The sequence below is a fragment of the Roseateles puraquae genome (assembly GCF_002205845.1).
Classification (GTDB): Bacteria; Pseudomonadota; Gammaproteobacteria; order Burkholderiales; family Burkholderiaceae_C; genus Pelomonas; species Pelomonas puraquae.
The window spans coordinates 47,318-67,782 of the sequence record NZ_NISI01000009.1 but is presented as its reverse complement, the minus strand read 5'-3'; the positions used below and the strand labels follow the sequence as shown (position 1 = coordinate 67,782).

At 67.5% G+C, this 20,465-nt stretch carries 20 protein-coding genes; 8 read left to right on the top strand and 12 right to left on the bottom strand.

Features of this window, described 5'->3' with window-relative positions; translation table 11 throughout:
* Positions 1-72: 72 nt before the first annotated feature.
* A complete protein-coding gene (locus CDO81_RS19480; RefSeq protein WP_088484898.1) occupies positions 73-1,623 on the top strand; it encodes a methyl-accepting chemotaxis protein in 1,551 nt (516 codons plus the stop codon).
* Between the two features lie 40 nt (positions 1,624-1,663).
* On the opposite strand, the gene CDO81_RS28185 is transcribed toward CDO81_RS19480, so the two are convergent.
* Both CDO81_RS28185 and aceA read right to left on the bottom strand, forming a co-directional pair.
* A complete protein-coding gene (locus CDO81_RS28185; RefSeq protein WP_158218350.1) occupies positions 1,664-2,491 on the bottom strand; it encodes a hypothetical protein in 828 nt (275 codons plus the stop codon).
* Positions 2,492-2,607: 116 nt separating this feature from the next.
* Positions 2,608-3,906 (bottom strand): isocitrate lyase, encoded by a 1,299-nt coding sequence (aceA, locus tag CDO81_RS19470; RefSeq protein ID WP_088484896.1) that lies wholly within the window; start codon positions 3,904-3,906, stop codon positions 2,608-2,610.
* A 279-nt stretch (positions 3,907-4,185) separates the two neighbouring features.
* Between aceA and CDO81_RS19465 the strand changes: the two genes are divergently transcribed.
* Positions 4,186-4,737, top strand: coding sequence for a GNAT family N-acetyltransferase (locus CDO81_RS19465; RefSeq protein WP_088484895.1), 552 nt, complete (start codon positions 4,186-4,188; stop codon positions 4,735-4,737).
* Positions 4,738-4,775: 38 nt separating this feature from the next.
* The gene (locus CDO81_RS28380) at positions 4,776-4,922 is read left to right on the top strand and encodes a hypothetical protein (protein WP_168928271.1); all 147 of its coding nucleotides are present in this window, start codon (positions 4,776-4,778) and stop codon (positions 4,920-4,922) included.
* A gap of 40 nt (positions 4,923-4,962) precedes the next feature.
* Here the strand turns inward: CDO81_RS28380 and CDO81_RS19460 are convergent, their stop codons facing one another.
* The 6 genes from CDO81_RS19460 to queG all read right to left on the bottom strand — a co-directional run bounded on the left by CDO81_RS19460 (position 4,963) and on the right by queG (position 11,863).
* Positions 4,963-5,565 carry a MarC family protein gene (locus CDO81_RS19460; RefSeq protein WP_088484894.1) on the bottom strand — a complete coding sequence of 201 codons (603 nt, stop codon included), beginning with the start codon at positions 5,563-5,565 and terminating at the stop codon, positions 4,963-4,965.
* A gap of 24 nt (positions 5,566-5,589) precedes the next feature.
* Positions 5,590-7,950, bottom strand: a complete 2,361-nt coding sequence (locus CDO81_RS19455) for a TonB-dependent receptor plug domain-containing protein (protein ID WP_088484893.1) — start codon at positions 7,948-7,950, stop codon at positions 5,590-5,592.
* Positions 7,951-8,085: 135 nt separating this feature from the next.
* Positions 8,086-8,973: a site-specific tyrosine recombinase XerD gene (gene xerD / locus CDO81_RS19450; protein ID WP_088484892.1), complete on the bottom strand. Its 888-nt coding sequence runs from the start codon at positions 8,971-8,973 to the stop codon at positions 8,086-8,088.
* A gap of 130 nt (positions 8,974-9,103) precedes the next feature.
* Positions 9,104-10,069 (bottom strand): tripartite tricarboxylate transporter substrate binding protein BugE, encoded by a 966-nt coding sequence (locus CDO81_RS19445; RefSeq protein WP_088484891.1) that lies wholly within the window; start codon positions 10,067-10,069, stop codon positions 9,104-9,106.
* Between the two features lie 48 nt (positions 10,070-10,117).
* Entirely contained in the window at positions 10,118-10,729 is a 612-nt protein-coding gene (locus tag CDO81_RS19440; RefSeq protein ID WP_088484890.1) for a chalcone isomerase family protein, read from the bottom strand.
* On the bottom strand, positions 10,730-11,863 hold the full coding sequence (gene queG, locus CDO81_RS19435) for a tRNA epoxyqueuosine(34) reductase QueG (RefSeq protein ID WP_193466521.1): 1,134 nt from the start codon (positions 11,861-11,863) through the stop codon (positions 10,730-10,732).
* On the opposite strand from queG, the gene tsaE reads away from it, so the two are divergent.
* The 4 genes from tsaE to CDO81_RS19415 all read left to right on the top strand — a co-directional run bounded on the left by tsaE (position 11,858) and on the right by CDO81_RS19415 (position 15,291).
* A complete protein-coding gene (tsaE, locus tag CDO81_RS19430) occupies positions 11,858-12,331 on the top strand; it encodes a tRNA (adenosine(37)-N6)-threonylcarbamoyltransferase complex ATPase subunit type 1 TsaE (protein WP_241517073.1) in 474 nt (157 codons plus the stop codon). The two genes, queG and tsaE, sit on opposite strands and share 6 nt — an antisense overlap.
* Complete coding sequence (locus CDO81_RS19425; protein WP_088484887.1) at positions 12,328-13,716, top strand: N-acetylmuramoyl-L-alanine amidase; 1,389 nt, start codon at positions 12,328-12,330, stop codon at positions 13,714-13,716. Before tsaE ends, CDO81_RS19425 begins: the two co-directional genes overlap by 4 nt.
* Positions 13,717-13,826: 110 nt before the next feature.
* Entirely contained in the window at positions 13,827-14,765 is a 939-nt protein-coding gene (locus CDO81_RS19420) for a hypothetical protein (RefSeq protein ID WP_144397311.1), read from the top strand.
* Between the two features lie 16 nt (positions 14,766-14,781).
* Positions 14,782-15,291 carry a helix-turn-helix domain-containing protein gene (locus CDO81_RS19415; protein WP_088484885.1) on the top strand — a complete coding sequence of 170 codons (510 nt, stop codon included), beginning with the start codon at positions 14,782-14,784 and terminating at the stop codon, positions 15,289-15,291.
* 34 nt (positions 15,292-15,325) lie between these two features.
* On the opposite strand, the gene CDO81_RS19410 is transcribed toward CDO81_RS19415, so the two are convergent.
* The 3 genes from CDO81_RS19410 to CDO81_RS19400 all read right to left on the bottom strand — a co-directional run bounded on the left by CDO81_RS19410 (position 15,326) and on the right by CDO81_RS19400 (position 19,371).
* The gene (locus CDO81_RS19410) at positions 15,326-16,888 is read right to left on the bottom strand and encodes a methyl-accepting chemotaxis protein (protein ID WP_088484884.1); all 1,563 of its coding nucleotides are present in this window, start codon (positions 16,886-16,888) and stop codon (positions 15,326-15,328) included.
* Between the two features lie 214 nt (positions 16,889-17,102).
* Entirely contained in the window at positions 17,103-17,315 is a 213-nt protein-coding gene (locus CDO81_RS19405; protein WP_088484883.1) for a YbdD/YjiX family protein, read from the bottom strand.
* The gene (locus CDO81_RS19400; protein ID WP_144397310.1) at positions 17,308-19,371 is read right to left on the bottom strand and encodes a carbon starvation CstA family protein; all 2,064 of its coding nucleotides are present in this window, start codon (positions 19,369-19,371) and stop codon (positions 17,308-17,310) included. The genes CDO81_RS19405 and CDO81_RS19400 overlap by 8 nt, the downstream gene beginning before the upstream one ends.
* A 233-nt stretch (positions 19,372-19,604) precedes the next feature.
* On the opposite strand from CDO81_RS19400, the gene CDO81_RS19395 reads away from it, so the two are divergent.
* Complete coding sequence (locus CDO81_RS19395) at positions 19,605-19,982, top strand: hypothetical protein (protein ID WP_193466520.1); 378 nt, start codon at positions 19,605-19,607, stop codon at positions 19,980-19,982.
* A 21-nt stretch (positions 19,983-20,003) separates the two neighbouring features.
* Here the strand turns inward: CDO81_RS19395 and CDO81_RS19390 are convergent, their stop codons facing one another.
* Positions 20,004-20,396 (bottom strand): response regulator, encoded by a 393-nt coding sequence (locus CDO81_RS19390; RefSeq protein WP_241517072.1) that lies wholly within the window; start codon positions 20,394-20,396, stop codon positions 20,004-20,006.
* Positions 20,397-20,465 lie beyond the last annotated feature (69 nt).

The window sequence follows — 20,465 nt, the reverse complement described above, 5'->3', positions numbered from 1 at the left end:
GCGCGGGCCGCGCACTAGCATCGTGCGTTGACGTGGGCGCCTTGGTGCCGCCCCTGAGAACAGGAGAAGAAGATGATCAAGCTGTCCATCGGGAAACGACTTGCGGCGGGCTTCGCGTTGGTGCTCGTGCTGGCGGGGTTCGTGATTGCGCTGGCGGTCTGGCGGCTCGACGCCACCGCCGCGGCCACCCGGCAGATGATGGCCGAGCCTCTGGCCAAGGAGCGCCTCATTTCAGACTGGAGCCGCAACATCAATGCCGGGGTGCGCCGGACAATGGCGATCGCGAAGAGCTCGGACGCGTCGCTGGTGGAGTTGTTCAAGGAAGACCAGGCCCAGTCCACCAAGAGCTCCGGAGAAATGCAGGAGAAGCTCAAGGGCCTGATCCGCTCCCCCGAGGAACAGGCGCTGTTTGACGCGGTCGGCAAGGCGCGCAAGGTCTACATCGACTCGCGCGACCAGATCGTCAAGCTCAAGAAGGATGGCCAGGCCGAGGAGGCCGACAAGGTCTTCAACGACGTCTTCGCGCCGGGCGCCAAGGTGTACCTGGAGCGCATGCAGGAGTTCCTGGATCACCAACGCAAGGAGATTGACGAGACGGCTGCCGGCATCAATTCCAGCAATAGCAGTGGCCGTACCGTTCTGCTCAGCCTGGGTGTCTTGATCCTCGCACTGGGCGCCGGCGCCGCATGGCACACCACGCGCAGCATCACGGTGCCGCTGGCGGCTGCGAACGAGCTGGCCGAACGCGTGGCCGATGGCAACTTGATGCGGTCGGGCCAGGGCATGGCCGCGCGGGCCGACGAGATCGGCCAGCTGCAGACCACGCTGCGCCGCATGCGCGAGACGCTGGCACAGACGATCGGCAGCATCCGCGACTCTGCCGAATCGATCGGCACGGCCTCCAGTGAAATCGCCAGCGGCAACCACGACCTGAGTGGGCGCACCGAGAAGGCAGCCTCCAGCCTGGAAGAAACCGCCAGCGCGATGGAAGAGCTGACCAGCACCGTGCAGCACTCAGCGGCTGCGGCCGGTCAGGCCAACCAACTCGCCGTGTCGGCCGCCAGCGTGGCCCAGCGCGGGGGTGAGGTGGTGGCCCAGGTGGTGCACACCATGGACGAGATCAACACCAGCTCGCGCAAGATCGCCGACATCATCGGCGTGATCGATGGCATTGCCTTCCAGACCAACATCCTGGCGCTGAACGCCGCCGTGGAAGCCGCCCGTGCCGGCGAACAGGGTCGCGGCTTTGCGGTGGTGGCCGGCGAAGTGCGCTCCCTGGCCGGCCGCTCGGCCGATGCAGCCAAAGAGATCAAGAGCCTGATCGGCAGCAGCGTGGAGCGGGTGGAAGCCGGCGCGCGCCTGGTGGCCGAGGCGGGCAAGACGATGGATGAGCTCGTGGGCGCAGTCCAGCGCGTGAAGGACATCATGGGCGAGATCACGACCGCAACCGCAGAGCAGTCGGACGGCATCGCGCAGGTGAACATCGCGATCGCTCAGCTGGATCAGGTCACGCAGCAGAATGCGGCGCTGGTGGAGCAGTCCACCGCGGCGGCTGAGAGCCTGCGCGAACAGGCCATTGCCCTGAACGGTGTCGTCGGCACCTTCCAGGTGGCGCGCCGGTAGTCAGGCGCTGGCCGGGGCAGTGCTGCGGGCGTGTGGCTCCTCAGTCACCGCCGCAGCCACCACCGCAACTGCTGCCCCCACTGCAATCGCCGGAGCCGCCATCGCTGCACGCATCACCGCTGCTGCCATCGGCCATCCAGCCGCCACAGCTGCTGCCTGAGGCGCCAGCCTGGCGACGCAGGGCCTGCAACTCCGCTTCGGTGAGCAGCCCCAGGCCCACCAAACCAGCGCCTGTGGCAGCCGCGTGCAACACCGGGCTGCCATGGGCGCGCCCCCAGGCATCGATCGGCCGATGCACGAGGCCCTGGCGCCCAAAGCCATAGGCCCAGCCGCTGGGCAAGCCCAGCTGCGCATCGAGCCCGAAGACCACCGGCAGCCGCGGCCCCAGCGGGCTCAGGCCCTCGCTGCGGCAGGCCCCCATCCAGGCTCGCGCGATGCTGTCGTCCAGCGAAGGCCCGAGCGCCGCGGCCTCATGATGAGCCACCGTCTGGCCGAAGTAGCGCGCCTGCCAGGCGGCCAGGCCGGGCGCATCCACCGCCAGCCAGACATGCCAGACCGAGTCGGCCGCCCTGCTGGGCAGCGCGCAGGGGCCGTGCCCGCGCTGCAGCCGGCAGGCCTCGAAGAACTGAGCCAGGGCCACGGCCGATTGCCGCCAGGCGACGGTGTCGACCCGCAGCCCTGGAAACTCTTGTGGCGCCAGTCGCACCCAGGCGGCATGCACTTCGGGCGGAATCTGTGCCGCCGCCAGCGCCGCCGCCGGGCATCGGCGCTGCAGCACGGCCTGTGCGCGGCTGTCTTGCCGCTGTTGCCACCACGCTCCCAGACGCGCAGAGAGCTTGAACTTTGTTGTTGTCGTTCTTGTGTTCATGCGCGCAGTTTGTGACCCGCACGTGACGACTGCATGACAGCGCAGCCGAGAAACAAAAAGACCCGCCGAAGCGGGTCGTAAAAGTCAGGAGTTGACGCTGACTGTGATTGCTCGGATCAGCCGTGCTTGGCGTCGAAGAACTGCTCGTCTTCGGTCGAGCCCTTGAGCGCGGCGGTGGAGGCATTGGCCTCGATGGTGGTGGTGACGGCGTCGAAGTAGCCGGTGCCGACTTCACGCTGGTGCTTGACCGCGGTGAAGCCCTTCTCGGCGGCCGCGAACTCGGCTTCCTGCAGCTCGACGAAGGCGCTCATCTGGTTGCGGGCATAGCCGTGAGCCAGGTTGAACATCGAGTAGTTCAGGCTGTGGAAGCCCGCCAGCGTGATGAACTGGAACTTGTAGCCCATGGCGCCGAGCTCGCGCTGGAACTTGGCGATGGTGGCGTCGTCCAGGTTCTTCTTCCAGTTGAAAGACGGCGAGCAGTTGTAGGCCAGCAGCTTGCCCGGGAACTTGGCGTGGATGGCCTCGGCGAAGGCCTTGGCGTAGGCCAGGTCAGGCTTGCCAGTCTCGCACCAGATCAGGTCGGCGTACGGTGCGTAGGCCAGGCCGCGGCTGACGGCCTGATCCAGGCCGTTGCGGGTGCGATAGAAGCCTTCGACCGTGCGCTCGCCGGTGCAGAACGGCTTGTCGTTGTCGTCGATGTCGCTGGTGACCAGGTCGCCGGCTTCCGCGTCGGTGCGGGCCACCAGCACGGTCGGCACACCCATGGTGTCGGCCGCAAGACGGGCCGCCACGAGCTTGGCCACGGCTTCACGGGTGGGCACAAGCACCTTGCCGCCCATGTGGCCGCACTTCTTGGCGCTGGCCAACTGGTCTTCGAAGTGCACGCCGGCGGCACCCGCCTCGATCATGGCCTTCATCAGCTCGAAGGCGTTCAGCACGCCGCCGAAGCCGGCCTCGGCATCGGCCACGATGGGCGCGAAGAAGTCGATGTCGTCCTTGCCTTCGCTCCACTGGATCTCGTCTGCGCGCTTGAAGGTGGCGTTGATCTTCTTGACGACCTTGGGCACCGAGTCCACCGAGTACAGGGACTGGTCGGGGTACATCTCGCCGTTGGAGTTGGCATCACCCGCCACCTGCCAGCCGGACAGGTAGATGGCCTTCAGGCCGGCCTTGACCTGCTGCATGGCCTGGTTGCCGGTCAGCGCGCCGAGCGCGTTGACGAAGGGTTCGGAGTTGACCAGGCCCCACAGCTTCTCAGCGCCGCGCTTGGCCAGGGTGTGCTCGATGGGCAGGCTGCCGCGCAGGCGGACGACGTCGGCCGCGGTGTAGCCGCGGCTGATGCCCTTCCAGCGCGGGTTCTCGGCCCAGTCCTTCTCGAGGGCGGCGATTTGTTGTTCACGGGTGAGGCGGGTCATGGAGAGCTCCTTGGCAAGAACGTTGAAAACCGATGGCTCAAGACTAGGCCCTCAGCGGCGCCACGGCAAGCGTAAGTCTTATAGAAGACAAAAATCTTTGTCTTTACGATTCAATGACTTAGCGCGTGCATTCCAAATCGCAAAAACGTATTCTTCATAATGAGAAATCTTGCGGCACCGCAGCATGCCGCGGTTTCACCATGTAAAAAGTGACTTTCGAATCGTGAGAATCGCGCCGCCAACAATCCACCCGTCCTTGCTACCCCGATCGACGTCGCCATGACCACCCTCTTGACCCCTCGCCTGCACCTGGAGCCGCTGGATGACAGCCACCTCGACGGCCTGGCCCGTCTCAACAGCGATCCGGTCGTCATGCGCTACATCACCGGCAAGGCTGAAACCCGCGAGGAGACCCAGGCCATGATCGAGCGCGTGAAGGCGCGCTGGGCCGAGTTCGGTTACTCGTGGTGGGCGTTCCGGCAGCGTTCGGATGGGGACGTCATCGGCATGGGCTGCATCCAGCACCTGAACCGCGACCGAGCCCAGCCCCTGGAGACCGGCTGGCGCCTGCGCCCCGACGCCTGGGGTCAGGGCTACGCCAGCGAAGCCGCCCGTCACATGGTGGGCTGGGCGTTCGCCACGCTGCAGCCCGCGCTCATCTGCGCGGTCTGCCAGCCGCCCAACACCGCCTCGGCGGCCGTCATGGAGCGCTTGGGCATGCGCTACTGCGGCACCGGGCGCTGGTACGACATGGATTGCAAGCGCTACGACATCACTGCCGCACAGTGGCAGGAAAGCCCTGCCCGGGCGCGCTACGCTGCTGAGGCATAGTCCCGGGTTCTTCTCTTATCCACTTGCACGGAGGACGTATGGCCAACACCGAACAGCGCGGCAACAAGATGACGAAAAAGCCCAAGAAGGACGCGCCCCAGGGCAAGTCCGCCGGCGCCGACCGGCCCGTGGCGCCGATGACCGCCGTCATCCCCAAGGGCAAGGAAGCCAAGAAGCAGAAGTGAGACGCTGCGCCGCCGGTCGGCGGCCTGGCCGCGCAGGCTCCTAGAGGCCGCCGACGAAGTAGCGCTTCAGGCCCGCCAGGATCATCTCCACGGCGATGGCCGTCAGCACCAGGCCCATCAGCTTCTCGATGGCCGACACCACCGAATCACCCAGCAGCTTGCGGATGCGGTCGGCCAGCACCAGCACCAGGCCCGACACCAGCATCGCCGCGCTCAGCGCACCAATCCATTCATAAATGCGGTCCGGTTGGCGTGAGGCCAGCAGCAGCACCGTCGCCATGGCCGACGGGCCGGCCAGCAGCGGCACGGCCAGCGGGAATATCAGCGGCTCCTTGCCCGGCTCCAGCCCGTAGGCCGATTCGCCCGAGCTGCCGAAGATCATGCGGATGGCGATGATCACGAGGATGACGCCGCCGGCCACCTCCAGCGACCGCTCCGACAGGTGCATCACACGCAGGAAGCTCTCGCCCACGAACATGAAGGCGAAGAGCACGCAAAACGCGATGCCCACCTCGCGGATGGCCACCCGCGTGCGGCGCTCCTTGGGCACCGCGCGCATGATGGGAATGAAGATGGGCAGGCTGCCGAGCGGGTCGAGCACCAGCAGCAGCAGGATCAGGGCGGAGAGAAAACTGTGGTCCATTCGCCCTGATTGTCCTTGAGGGACTCAGAAGCGGTAGTAGGCCCGTGCGTAGTAGGACGCGCCGTTCAGGCCGAACTGCACGCTGTCGTAGTAGAAGCCGTTGTCGGTCTCGTCCGGGTTCTGGCGGGTGGGCTTCACGTTGAACACGTTGTTGCCACCCACGCTGAGCTTCAGCGCCGGCGTGGCCTGCCAGCTCAGGCCCAGGTCCATGGAAGTCTTGGGCTTGTAGTGCAGGTTGGGCACCGGCGGGCCGGAGAACGTGCCCTGGGTCTGGCTGCCGAAGTGGATGACCTTGGCCTCGCCCGTCCAGGCGCCCTCGCTGTACTCGAAGCCCAGGGTCGCCTTGGACCGCGGGCCGCCCTGCTCGATGAACAGGCGCTCGCGCTCGGACAGCAGCACGTCTTCATAGCCCTTGAGCTTGTCGGGTGCGTTGATGTTGGTGACGCGCGTGCTGCTGACGTTCAGCGCCAGGAAAGTGTTGAGCTGCCCACCGCCGAGCTTGGTGCGGGTGGAGGCCGTCAGGTCCAGGCCGCGGGTGCGGGTGTTGATGGAGTTGACGAAGAACTGCGCCTGGCCCACGCCCAGGGACTGCAGGATCGCGCCGAGGGCGGGATAGTTGTCTTCATCGAAGCGACCCGACAGCACGATGCGGTCGCGGATGTTGATCTGGTAGAGGTCGACCGTGAACGCCGTGTCGGTGCTGGGCTTCACCGTGATGCCCAAGGTGTAGTTCTTGGACTTCTCCTGCTTGAGCGCCGGCACGCCGGCGGCCGCCGTGATCTTGCTGCCATTGGGCGCCAACACCACGTCCAGCGGCTTGCCGCTGATGAAGTCGGTGAAGGTCGACGAGAAGTACAGCTGCTGCAGGCTGGGCGCACGGAAGCCCGTGCTGGCGGCGCCGCGCAGCAGCACCTCCTTGCTGGCCTTGAAGCTGCCGGCGAGCTTGGCGGTCGTGGCGGAGCCGAAGTCGCTGTAGTGCTCGGCACGCACGGCGGCGTCCACGGTGAGGGCCGGCGTCAGGTTGGCCTCCCAGTCGACGTACAGCGCCTGGCTGTTGCGGCTCTTGTTGGTGGCGTCCGACGGCTGGAAACCCGGGAAGCCCTGGCTGCCCGCGTTGCCGCCGAAGCCGACGCCGTCAGCGTCGATGTAGGAGCCCGGCTCGCCCGCGACGATGTTGTACTTCTCCTTGCGGTACTCGGCGCCGAAAGCGATGTTGCTGCCACCGAGCAGGTCCGGGAAGAAGCGGCTGATGTCGAAGTTGGTCGTGGCCTGGCTGAAACCGAAACCGCCGGCGTCGAAGTTGGTCGGGCTGATGCCCTTGCCACCGGCCAGCAGGTCTTTGTTCGCGATGGAAGCGTTCAGCGTGTTGCTGATGTCGTAGCGCAGCTTGTTGCTGCCATAGGTCTGCGATAGGTCGGTGTCCCAGCCGGCGAACGCCGACTTCCAGCCCACGATCAGGTAGCGGTCCTCGATCTTGCCGTTGATGTAGGGCACGAAGCCGTCCGGGTACATCGCGGCCGAGTTGCGGCTCGGGATGTCGTCGGAGCCCACACCGCCGCGGGCCCAGGCGGCCGACGAGGCGTCGCGGTCCTGCGCGCCGGCGGTCACGTAGAGCTTGTCGGCACCGGCGACCGGGAACTCGCCGTTCAGGTAGAGGGTCTTGTTCTCGACCTTGGTGTCGCCGATGGTGCGCAGGCTGCCGGGGTCAGCCCGGTTGGAGCGGCCCCGGTCCTGCCACTCGCCGGTGATACCCAGGGTGCCGTCGGCGATCTTCACGCCGCAGTAGGCCGAGGCCAGCCAGTTCTTGCCGTCGCCGGCCGAGTACTGCCCGTAGCCGGCCACCGCCTCGCAGCCGGCCTTCTTTTTGAGCTGCACGTTGATGACGCCGGCAATGGCGTCCGAGCCGTACTGCGCGGCGGCGCCGTCGCGCAGCACCTGCACGTTGTCGATGGCCAGCAGCGGCAGGGAGTTCATGTCGGTGCCGGTGCTGCCGCGGTTGCGGGCGCCGAACAGGTTGACCAGGGCCACCGTATGGCGGCGCTTGCCGTTGACCAGCACGAGCGTCTGGTCAGAACCCAGGCCCCGCAGCGCGGCGGAATCGATCAGGTCGGCGCCGTCCGCACCGGTCTGGCGGGTGGAGTTGAACGACGGTGACAGGTATTGCAGCGACTGGGCCAGGTCGAACTGACCGCCGCCTTCCGCCACCTTGCCCATCGAGTAGATGTCCACGGGCACCAGGGTGTCGGTGCTGGAGGCCGCCGGCAGGGACTTGCGGGAACCGACGACGGTGACGCGCTCCAGGCTGTTGTCCTGGGCCAGCGCGGCGGTGGCGGAGAAGAGGCTCAGCGCGGCAAGCGCAGTGGGCAGCAGGCGAATGGCGTGCATGGGGCGACTCCGGGGCGTGTAGGTGATGGCGGCGGAGTTTGCCCCTGGCCGGGCCGCCTTCAGGCCTGGGTGTTGTGGCCTGCCGACAGGGATCGCCCCACCCCCTGCGACGCGGGAAAACACCGATCGAAGCGCTCAGCCCCTGGGATGGTGCTCGGCGTGCAACGCTTTGAGGCGTTCGCGCGCCACATGGGTGTAGATCTGCGTCGTCGACAGGTCTGCGTGCCCCAGAAGAAGCTGCACCGCGCGCAGGTCTGCACCATGGTTGAGCAGGTGCGTGGCGAAGGCATGGCGCAAGGTGTGAGGCGACAGCGGCGCTGTGATACCCGCGGCCAGCGCATGGCGCTTGATCAGCGTCCAGAACATCTGGCGCGTCATGCCGGCGCCGCGTGCGGTGACGAAGAGGTCGTCACTGCTGCGCCCCGCCAGGATCTGTGCGCGCGCCTCGCGCAGGTAGCGCTGCATCCAGTCGCGTGCGTGCTCCCCGAAAGGCACGAGGCGCGCCTTGCTGCCCTTGCCGGTCACATGCAGCACGGCGTCCTTGAAAGCCACATGCGCACTCTTGAGCGTGACCAACTCGCTGACCCGCAGCCCACTGGCATACATCAACTCCAGCATGGCCCGGTCGCGCAGGCCCAACGGCGTGTCGACGTCGGGCGCGGCCAGCAAGGCGCTCACCTGGGCTTCGCTCAACAGCTTGGGCACCCGCAGCGGCTGCTTGGCGGTGGTGAGCTTGAGGGTGGGGTCTACCTGGATGCGGCCCTCGCGCAGCGCCCACCGGAAATAGCGCTTGAAGACGGACAGCCGCCGGTTGGCACTCGTGGCCTTGCCGGCGGGCCGCGCGGCGGCGTACTCGAAGAGCTGCAGCTCGGTGCAAGCATCCAGCGGCTCCGGCTTCAGCCAGGCCGCCAGCGCGCTCAGGTCGCGCCGGTAGGCCGCCTGCGTGTTGGCGCTCAGGCCGTCTTCCAGCCAGAGCGCCTCGATGAAGGCTTCAATGGCGGCATCCACACCGGGCAAAGGCATTCAAACGTGCCGAGCGCCGGGCCGCTCCCAAGCCGGCACGTCTTGGCGATGTGCTGGCCGGCCAATCCGGCCAGCATCGCCGTCCCCTCGGGAGACCGACCAAGGTAAGCCTTGGGCGAGGGGCTTCATATCAATCAAGCTTGAGCTTTTGCTGAGCGACGACTTTCTTGTAGACCTCGAACTCCGCAGCAATCTGCGCCGCGAACTGCTCGGGCGTGTTGGCCACGATCAGCGAGCCGGTGTCTTCGATGCGCTTCTTCACGTCGGGGAGCTCCAGCGCCTTGCGCACTGCGGCGTTGACCTTGTCGACAATGTCGCGCGGCAGGCCCTTGGGGCCGTGGATGCCGTAATAGGCCATGCGGTTGACCGGCTCCAGGCCGACTTCCTTGAAGGTCGGCACATTGGGCAGGGCCGCCACGCGCTGCGGCGCAGCCACCACGATCGGGATGAGCCGGCCATCCTTGATGAAAGGCAGCGCCGACGGCAGGTTGTCGAAGATCATCGGCACCTGGCCGGCCACCGTGTCGTTCAGGGCCGGGCCAGCACCGCGGTAGGGGATGTGCAGCACATAGACGCCCGCCAGCGTCTTGTAGAGCTCCATCTGCAGATGGCCGATGCCGCCGGTGCCCGAGGTCGCGTAGCTGTGCTTGGCCGGGTTCTTCTTGAGCTCGGCCACGAAGGCCTTGTAGTCGCGCGCCGGGAAGCTCGGATGCACCGCGATGACGTTCGGCGTCGCGGCCATGTTGATGATGGGCGTGAAGTCGGTCAGCGGGTTGTAGGCGATCTTGGGGTTGATCGCCGGATTGGCCGCCGTCGTGGAGACCGTGGCCACACCCAGGGCGTAGCCGTCAGGGGCCACGCGGGCGATCTCCGTCGCGCCGACCGTGCCGCCGCCACCGGCCTTGTTGTCCACCACCATGGTCTGGCCCAGCAGGCCGGCCATGCGCTCCGACACGATGCGGGCAATGATGTCCGTGGTGCCACCCGGCGCAAAGGGCACGATCAGGCGAACCGGCTTGTTCGGGTAGCCCTGGGCCCAGGCAGCGGGGCTGAGCGAGGCGAGCGCGGCGGCTTGGAGGACGGTACGTCGTTGCATGAGGCGGTCTCCTGTGTTGGATGTGGCGAGGCTTGCGACGGCGCGATGCTAGCCCGGCTGGCCCAGCAATCCGGCGCGCAGCCGCGCGTCGCTGTTGTTGTCGCCCAGGAAGACCTTCAGGAAGGCGGTGTAGAAATCCTGCCCCTCGATGGGCTGGCCCCAGACCTTGCCGTTGACGGTCACGATGGTGCCGCCCTGCGCGGGCAGGTAGTCGATATGCAGCAGGTCGCCCTTCTTGACCCGCCCCACCTCGGCAATCGCCGCGTTGAACTGCTTCACCCGCTCAGCCACGGCGGCCTTCTCGGCCTCGGTGGAGTTGCGGTTCACACCCTTGTTGATGGCCTTGACGAACTCCTGGGTCGACACGTCCTTCACGAGCGGAATGACGATGCGCATCTCCAGGCGCTTGGGGCCGGTCTGGCTGTAGATGGCGTCGGGTGCGCCGGCCTTTTGCGGCAAGTACAGCGCCGCCAGATACAGCGGATAGATGGCCACCTGCCGCTTGCCGGTGCCGTTGAGCGTGAGCGTGCTACCCCCCAGCGACAGGGAATCCGGGAAGTCCTGCCCCTCATAGCGAACCGCCTGCGCGGGCAACGCAGCCACGGTGGCCGCAGCGGCCATGGCAAGAGCAACAGTGCGACGACGCAGGAAAGACGACATTCAACTGACTCCAGTGAAAGGCGGGCCGGACGATAACGCGTCAGCAGCCGCCGGGGCAGACAAGGCCCACGCGATGTGTTCCGCCACCAGGGCATCTGCGCCCTGGGCGGCACGATTCAAGGCCGCACGCAGGCCGGCGTCATCGGCCTGCCGCAACGCGTTGCCCGCGGCCACAGCCAGATTGCGACGCCAGCGGACGAAGCCGATGCGGCGAATCGCCGAGCCCTCGGTGCGGCGCAGGAACTCGGCCTCGTCCCAATCGAGCAGCGTGGCAATCGGCGTGCCCGCCATGCCGGGCCGGACATCGAAATCCGCCAGCATCGCCGGCTGGGCGAACTTGTTCCACGGGCAGGTCAGCTGGCAGTCGTCGCAGCCGTACACCCGGTTGCCCATCGCCGCGCGAAGCTCCGGTGGAATGGGGCCGTCGTGCTCGATGGTCAGGTAGGAAATGCAGCGTCGCGCATCCACCCGGTACGGGGCCGTGATGGCTGCCGTCGGGCAGGCCTGCAGGCAGGCCGTGCACTCGCCGCAGTGCGCGGTGACCGGATCGGTGAGCGGCAAGGCCAGGTCGATGAAGATCTCGCCCAGGAAGAACATCGAACCGGCCTCGCGGTGGAGGGTCAACGTGTGCTTGCCCCGCCAGCCCAAGCCGGAGCGCGTGGCCAGCTCCACCTCCAGCACGGGCGCCGAGTCCGTGAACACGCGGTAACCGAGTGGCCCGACCTCGGCCACCAGGCGGTCGGCCAACTTCTGCAGGCGCTGGCGCAGCACCTTGTGATAGTCCCGGCCTCGGGCGTATATCGAGACCTGAGCCTGGGCCGGGCGCGCCAGACCCGCCCATTCCACGGCCTGCCAGCCGGGCTGGGTGTCACGCGGCAGGTAATCCATGCGGGCCGTGATCACGCGCAAGGTGCCCGGCACCAGCTCCGCCGGGCGCGCCCGTTTCAGGCCGTGCGCGGCCATGTAGTGCATGCGTCCGTGATGCCCTGCCTCCAGCCACGCCAGCAGCCCCGGCTCCGCACTGCTGAGGTCCACATCCGCCACCGCGATCTGTGAGAATCCGAGCTCATGCGCCCAGCCGCGCAAACCTTGCAACAGCGCGGCGGCATCGACAGAGGACGGGACTTCTTGCATTTGGCCGCGATTCTAGAAACCGAGCTGCTGTGGCCCGACGAGGCTGCAGCCCAGACCAGCGCCGAGCGACTGGCGCGTGCCCTTCTCCCGCTGCCGGATGCCCTCCTGGAACTGCACGGCCCGCTGGGTGCCGGCAAAACCACCTTCGCGCGGCTGCTGCTGCGGGCGCTGGGCGTGCAGGGCCGCATCAAGAGCCCCAGCTACGCCGTCATGGAAAGCTACGAGCTGCCCGCCGGCGGTGTGGCGAGCCACTTCGACTTCTATCGCTTCGGTGACCCGCGTGAGTGGGAAGACGCGGGCTTTCGCGACGTGTTCGCCGCACCGGGCCTGAAGGTCTGCGAATGGCCCGAGAAGGCCGCCGGCCAATTGCCGCCGGCCGACCTGCAGTTCTTCATTGAGCTGCAATCCGATGACAGCCGCCGCGTGCGGGTCGTCGGCGCCCCTCGCCTGGTGGAGGCCCTGCGATGAAGCGCCGCAGCTCCCTCGGCCTGCTCGCTTTGCTGCTGAAGGCGCCCGAGTCTCTGGCTGCGCCCGCCGCCCCGGGGCAGGCCAGCATCGTGGCGGTACGGGTCTGGCCGGCACAGGAATACACCCGCGTCACGCTGGAGTCCGACAAGCCGCTGTCGACCCGCCACTTCATGGTCGAGGCCCCGCACCGGCTCGTCATCGACATCGACGGCCTGGACCTCAGCCCCGGTCTGCGCGAGCTGATCGGCAAGGTCAAGCCCGACGACCCCTACATCAGCGGTGTGCGCGTCGGGCAGAACACGCCCACCGTGGTGCGCATCGTGCTGGACCTGCGCCAGCCCGTGGCACCGCAGATCTTCACACTCGCGCCCGTGGCGGCCTACAAGCATCGCCTGGTGTTCGACCTTTATCCGCCTGTGGCCGCCGACCCGCTGCTCGCTCTGGCCCAGGAAGGCAGCAAGAAGCCCGCGGCGCCCGCGTCACCGCCCTCCCCCGCGCAGCGCGCCGAGGCAGCGGCCAGCGCCGTCAACGACGCGCTGGGTGAGCTGATCCAGAAGATCGAGCGCCCGCCCACACCGCCCCTGCCGCCCCCCGCCGCGCCGCCTACGGTCGCAGCATCCAAGCCCGCGCCGCCACCGCCGCCCGCGCCCGAACCCAAGATCGACCGTCTCATCATCATTGCGCTGGACCCGGGCCACGGCGGCGAGGACCCCGGCGCCATCGGGCCGACCGGCCTGCGCGAGAAAGACGTCGTGCTGAAGGTGGCCCACAAACTGCGCGAGCGGCTGACTGCCAACCCCAATATCCGCGTGCTGATGACGCGCGACGCCGATTTCTTCGTGCCCCTGCACGAGCGGGTGCGCAAGGCCCGCCGCGTGCAGGCCGATCTCTTCGTGTCCATCCACGCCGATGCCTTCATCACGCCCCAGGCGCGTGGCGCCTCGGTCTTCGTGCTCAGTGACGGCGCTGCCACCAGTGCCGCCGCGCGCTGGATGGCCGACCGTGAAAACGCGGCCGACATGGTCGGCGGCGTCAACGTCGGCACGGCCACCAAGGACGCCAACGTGCTGCGTGCCCTGCTCGACATGAGCACCACGGCCCAGATCAAGGACAGCCTCAAGCTCGGCGGCGAAGTGCTCGGCCAGATCGGCAAGGTCGGCAGATTGCACAAGCCCCGCGTCGAGCAGGCAGGCTTCGCGGTGCTGAAGGCCCCGGACATCCCGAGCATCCTGGTCGAGACCGCCTTCATCTCCAACCCCGAAGAAGAGAAGAAGCTCCGCGACCCCGACTACCAGGACCAACTCGTCGACGCGCTGGCCACCGGCATCGCCCGCTACTTCGCCAAGAGCCCGCCGATGGCGCGCAAGCGCAGCACGACGCTCTAGGCCTCGCCTGTGCACGGCCGCGCCAGCAGGCGGCACACGCGGGCCGTGCGCCAGGCGCGGCACTCCCAAACGACGCAGCACAATCCCAACCAACGAACGGGAGGGAGAGGATGAAGCAGCACGGTCGAGCGAGCGCCGGCGTCGTACGGGTTCCGCGATGGATGTCGACCTTTTCGGTCACCAAGCATCGCCACGTGCCGGCCCGTCTGCGGCCCGCACTCCTTTCGGCCAACGAATGGGTGGGGCGGCGGGTCATTGCCCTGCCTGAAGGCTTCTCGCACAGTGGGTCGGCCTGGTTCAAGCGGCTCAACACCCGTGACCGCGTCATCCAACAGCAACGTCTGGCCGCGCTCGGGGCAGTCCGTGCGCGGCAGCCCGCAACGTGGGAGGCCCTGGGTTACGGCTTCCCGACGCCAGTTGCGGTTCGTGTTCACCTGGGCCCCGCGCAGCGCGGGCGATTCTGGATGATGCTGGCAGACGCCAAAGGTCCCCTGGCCTACCTTTCTCGTGCGGTGGACTTCAAGCGGGGCGTCGTCGAGCATGCGTTCATGACCCGCCATCCGAAGCGGGCCGGCGACGGCGCGGGGCTGAGCGATCAGGCCATGGCGAATGCCTCGGTCGTCTACCCGGCCCTGGGTGTCAAGGCGATCGAGCTGACCGCCGGGCTGACCTTGGGGAGCGTCTTGTGGCCACGCACGGGTTTCTGCCCGGTCGATCTCGATGAGTGGACGACATTGAGAGGCGTGATCCGGCAGAACTTCTTGAAGTTGCACGCCGATGTGGTGACCACATTCGCGCTGGTGCACGGCCGGCCACTGTCTGCCGCCGTCCTCGGCATCCTTGCCAACGACGACCCGGCAGGCGTGTTTGAAGTCGTGGACATCGACCCAGGGGCCAAGGTCAAAAATGCACTCGGCCTGCAGCATGGACTGAGCGCGCTGCTGCTCAAGGGCGGCCATTGGCGTGGACATCTCGAACTGAACGGCCTGGGCGGCCAGCGGCTGCGGGCGTTCATCAAGGCCAAGCGCTTGACCTTGCCGGTTTTGTGAGGAGTAGACTGACGCCATGAAGCGCCTGAGCAGCCATCGCAGCCGCCCCGGGTGGGTGAGCGCCGAAGCCGACTTGGCCCAGTCCATCCATGCTCTGGACCGGGACGCCCCAGGCTGGGACGATGACGTCAGGCTGCTCGGACTGTTGCGCCGCCTGGAGCGAGATGCAACACCGGGCGGGATCCAGGCGGCTGTCGATGTGTATGGCGAGGCATCCCTGCGGGCCGTACTGCCTTGCGCGGGCTTGAGGTTGTCGGGTGATGAGGTTGTCGGGGCTGACGGTGATGTCCGCTTCCAGTTCCGCGAGACGCACCACACCGACCCGGAGACCGTGTCCATAGAGGTGACTGCAGCCGAGGCCTCGCCGATGGCCGCCCAGGTGATTCACGCCCTGATGAGTGGCATGACGATCATGGAAGTCGCGCGTGCGCTGTCGCTCAGCGCAGCGACCGTCAGGCTTGTGCGCGAAGAATGGCTTCGATCCGAACGCGAAGCCGCCCTGCTCAAGCGCGAGGCAGCGGCCTGATCTTTTGTCAGCGTGCCGGCCACCTGCCGTCGCTCTAGACCCTGAACACCGCCACCGCCTGAACCAGCTGCTCCGCCTGGCGCTTCAGGCTTTCCGCGGCGGCGGCGCTTTCCTCGACGAGGGCGGCGTTCTGCTGGGTGACCTGGTCCATCTGCGTCACGGCCTCGCCCACCTGCTGGATGCCACGCCCTTGCTCGGCCGCTGCCGCGCTGATCTCGCCCACCAGCGCACTGACCCGCTGGATGGACGTGACGATGCCCTGCATGGTCTGACCCGCGCGCTCGGCCTGCGCCACGCCGCGCTCGACCTGCGTCAGGTTGTGGGCGATCAGGCTCTTGATCTCACGGGCCGCGTCGGCACTGCGCTGGGCCAGGCCACGGACCTCGCTCGCCACCACCGCGAAGCCACGCCCTTGTTCACCGGCACGCGCTGCCTCGACAGCCGCGTTCAGGGCCAGGATGTTGGTCTGGAATGCGATGCTGTCGATGACGCCGAGGATGTCGCTCACCCGGCGGCTGGAATCGCTGATGCCCTCCATGGTGGTGACCACATCGCCCACGGCACTGCCGCCTTCTTCGGCCACCTGGGCGGCCGTTTGGGCCAACTCGCTGGCCTGGCGTGCGCCTTCGGTCGTGCTGCTGACCGCGCCGCCGAGCTCTTCCATCGTCGCGGCCGTCTGCTCGAGCGCACTGGCCTGTTCTTCGGTGCGGCCCGACAGATCCTGGTTGCCTTGCGCAATTTGGGCCGAGGCGGTGGCGACCGATTCGCTGCCGCGCCGCACACCGTTGACGGTATCAACCAGCGCCCGCTGCATGGCAGACATCGCCGCGATCAGCGAGGTCTCGTCACCGGCGCGCACGGGTACGGCGCCCGTGAGGTCACCGGCGGCAATGCGTCGCGCCGTGGAGCGTGCCAGCGCCGGCTCGCCGCCCAGCTCACCGAGCAGTGACCGGGTGATGGCCCAGGCGAAGGCAAGCGACAGCAGCAGCACCGCCGCGGCCGTGACGAGCGTCCAGGTGACGGTTTGCGCCACCCGCCCCTTGGCCTGAGCCGTGCTGTCGACCATCAGGCCCTGCTGGAACTTGACCATCTTCTCCAGCGCCTCCAGATGGGCGCGCTGGACCGGGCGGAAAGCCCCGAGGGAATGAGCGCCGGCTTCATCAGCCTTGCCTTCACGCAGCAGACGCAGATTGGTCTCGCGGGCCTCGTTGTAGGCCACGCCGGTGCTCTGCATCAGCTGGAAGAGCTCGGCACCGCGCGGCGTGTTGACGAGACGCTCCAGCCGCGCCATGCGTGCCAAATTGTCCTGGGCCGCCGTTTGCACCAGGCCGACGTACTCATCGACTTGCGCGCCCGGCCCGCGACCGGCCGCGATGATGGCGCTGCGCAGGTTGCGCGTCTGCTGATTGACGCCATCGGCCAAGTCCCGCGCCAACGTGATCTTCGGGTAGCGGTCATCCACCACCTCTTCCAGCGCCGCCTCGATGCGCTGCAACTGCACCCAGGCCAGCACCGCGAACAGCGCGATCAGTACCGTCACCAGGCCGAACCCCAGCCCCAGCCGCCGCGCGACCGGCAGCTTGCTCAGCATCCTCATGCTCACTCCCCGACAAGTTAGATTTCTGCCGGAATGGTGACATGACGTAACCCCGCCATTGGTCGCACGGTCTCCCGTGCACCACCGCGGAAGCCTCGGGCGTGACGGGCTGCACAGCCTGCCCCAGGGATGGGACGTCCGCTCGCCCGCGTGCACCAGCTTGGGTGCACCGCGGTGGCCCTCAAGTGGCCCTCAAGTGGGGCTCAGGTGGGGCTCAGCAGCACTTGCCAACGCGGGCGCTGTAGCGCGCCGCCTGGCGCTCGCGGAAGAACGCTTCGTAGCTCATCGGCTCGCGCTCGGGGTGCGTGGCGCGATGGTGGGCAAGATAGCTGCCGTAGTCCGGCACGCCCACCATCAGGCGCAAGCTTTGCGTGAGATACCGCCCGGCGCGGGCGGCATCCCGGGCGAGGTCACCCAACTCACGCATGCTGCCCCGCCGGCAGCGGCACGAAGGCGGTTTCCTGCGCGGTCGGACGGCCGCTGCGGCGCGCGGCCAGGATGGCCTTGATGCTGTAGATCAACACGCTGATCACGACACCCATGAAGAGCGCGCACAGCGCGGCGTCCAGCCGGTCGTTGAAGACCACGCGCTCCATGGCGGCCAAGGTCTTGGCCGGCGCCAGCACCTTGCCTTCGGCGATCGCTGCCGAGTACTTGTCGGCATGGGCCAGGAAGCCGAGCTTGGGGTCGCTCGAGAAGATCTTCAGCCAGCCCGCCGTCATCGTGCAGCACAGCAGCCAGGCGGCCGGCACGGCCGTCACCCAGGCGAAGCGGTCCTTCTTCATCTTGAAGATCACCACCGTGCCCAGCAGCAGCGCCACCGCGGCCAGCATCTGGTTGGCGATGCCGAACAGAGGCCACAAGGTGTTGATGCCGCCCAGCGGATCGACCACACCCTGGTAGAGGAAGTAGCCCCAGGCCGCCACGCAAAGGCCCGTGGCGATCAGGTTGGCCACCCAGCTCTCGGTGCGCTTGAGCGACGGCACGAAGCTCCCGAGCAGGTCCTGCAGCATGAAGCGGCCCGCGCGGGTGCCCGCATCCACGGCCGTCAGAATGAACAGCGCTTCGAACAGGATGGCGAAGTGGTACCAGAACGCCATCATGGCCTTGCCGCCGATCACCTGGTGCAGGATCTCGGCCATGCCCACCGCCAGCGTCGGCGCGCCGCCAGCACGAGCCAGGATGGTCTTCTCACCCACGTCGCTCGCGGCCTGCGTGAGCATCTCCGGCGTGATGACGAAGCCCCACGTCGACAGGGTTTGCGCCACGGTCGCCGCATCCTTGCCGACCACTGCGGCGGGGCTGTTCATCGCGAAGTACACGCCCGGCTCGATGCACGAGGCCGCCACCAGCGCCATCACGGCCACGAAGCTCTCGGCCAGCATGCCGCCGTAGCCGATGTAGCGGGCGTGCGTCTCGTTCTCCAGCAGCTTCGGTGTCGTGCCCGACGAGATCAGCGCATGGAAGCCCGACACCGCGCCGCAGGCGATGGTGATGAACAGGAAGGGGAAGAGATTGCCGGCCCAGACCGGACCGTTGCCGGCCGAGAACTGCGTCAGCGCGGGCATCTTCAGGGGCGGCGCCACGATGATGATGCCGATGGCGAGCGCGACGATGGTGCCGATCTTCAGGAAGGTCGACAGGTAGTCACGCGGCGCCAGCAGCAGCCACACCGGGATGCAGGCCGCCACAAAGCCGTAGCCGATGAGCGCCCACACCAATTGCACGGGCGTGAACGTGAAGGCATGAGCCAGCGTCGGATGCTCGCTGACCCATTGCCCGCCAAAGATGGCGGCCATCAGCAGCACAAAGCCGATGACCGACACCTCACCGATGCGGCCCGGGCGGATGAAGCGCAGGTAGACGCCCATGAAGAGCGCCACAGGAATGGTCGCAGCCACCGTGAAGGTGCCCCAGGGCGAATCAGCGAGCGCCTTCACCACGATCAGGGCCAGCACCGCGAGGATGATGATCATGATCATGAAGGCGCCGAACAGCGCGATCAGGCCGGGCACCGTGCCCATCTCCTGCTTGACGAGGTCACCGAGGGACCGGCCGTCCCGGCGGGTGGAGATGAAGAGGACGATGAAGTCCTGCACCGCCCCAGCAAACACCACGCCGGCCAGGATCCACAGCAGGCCCGGCAGATAACCCATCTGCGCGGCCAGTACCGGGCCGACCAGGGGGCCGGCGCCGGCGATGGCGGCGAAGTGGTGGCCGTAGAGCACGTGCTTGTTGGTGGGCACGTAGTCCAGGCCGTCGTTGTATCTCCAGGCGGGCGTCTGCCGCTTGGCGTCCAGCCCCAGCACCTTGTCGGCAATGAAGAGGCTGTAGTAGCGGTAGGCGATGAGGTAGGTGCACAGGGCGGCGGCCACGACCCACAGTGCGCTGATCGTCTCGCCGCGGCTCAGGGCCACGGTGGCGAGGGATGCAGCACCCAGGATGGCAACGCCCGCCCACGCGAGGTGGCGGCGCAAATTCATGAGGTTTGTCTCCGATGCGGCCGCGCCTCGACGAGGGCACATGGCCGTGACGGCAGTCTCGGCAAACCTCGCCCGCGGCACATCGTCCATGCCACGCAGGACGGCCGCGCGGCATCACCTAAGGGTCAACCCGGAATCACAGGCGCTTACGAATGCAACAGCTGTCCCGTCAACGCGGCTTCGGTCCGGACGTTGTCAGATCATCCCTGACCCGCTTCATGCAGGAGGTTCACATGATCCGCCCCATCCTCGCCGCAGCCCTCGCCACCACCGCCTTGCTCGGCGCAGGCGCCGCCCAGGCCGGTACGCATTGGTCCATCGGCATCAGCCTGCCGCCGGTGGGCGTGGTGGTGGCCGATGCGCCCCGCTACGTGGTGCGTGAGGCCGCGCCGGTGTACTACGCGCCGCCGCCGGTCTACTACGCCCCGCCCCCGCGCTACGTGGAGCGGGAGGTCTACTACGCGCCCCCGCCGCCCCCGCGCATCGTCTATGAGACGACGTACCGTGAACGCCGCTGGGACGATCGATGGGACCGGCGCCATGACCGCTGGCATGAGCGGCACGACCGTTGGGATGGCGACCGGGGCTACGGCCCTTACCGCGGCCGTTGAACGCAGCGCCTGATCGGCTGATCAGGCTCGCAACGAGCAAGAGGCCCTGACCGCTTCCACCAGGGCCTGCAGTTGCTCCAGCTCAAAGGGCTTGAGCAAGGCTCTCACATGCGGCCCGAAGCTGGACAGGTTCTCGCCGAGCGCGTAGCCCGACAGGAACACCACCCAGGCGCCGGGCTGCGCCCGCAAGATGGCCCGTGCCAAGTCGATGCCGGACATCTGCGGCAGGCTCACGTCGGTGATGACCAGGTCAAACCGCTGCGTCGTATAAAGCCGCAGCGCATCCTCCGCGCAATCGCAGTCGACCACGGCCAGCCCCTCTTCAGCCAGCAGTTCCCCGATCTGCTCGCGAAGTTCGGCGTTGTCTTCCACAAAAAGGGTGCGCAGCACGGGGCGCGCGTCGATGTCAGTCATGCAGCCACTCTTGCATGCGCGCGTTGTCGCATCAAGCACTGTTGCGCAGTCATTTCATGGGCGGCGGCA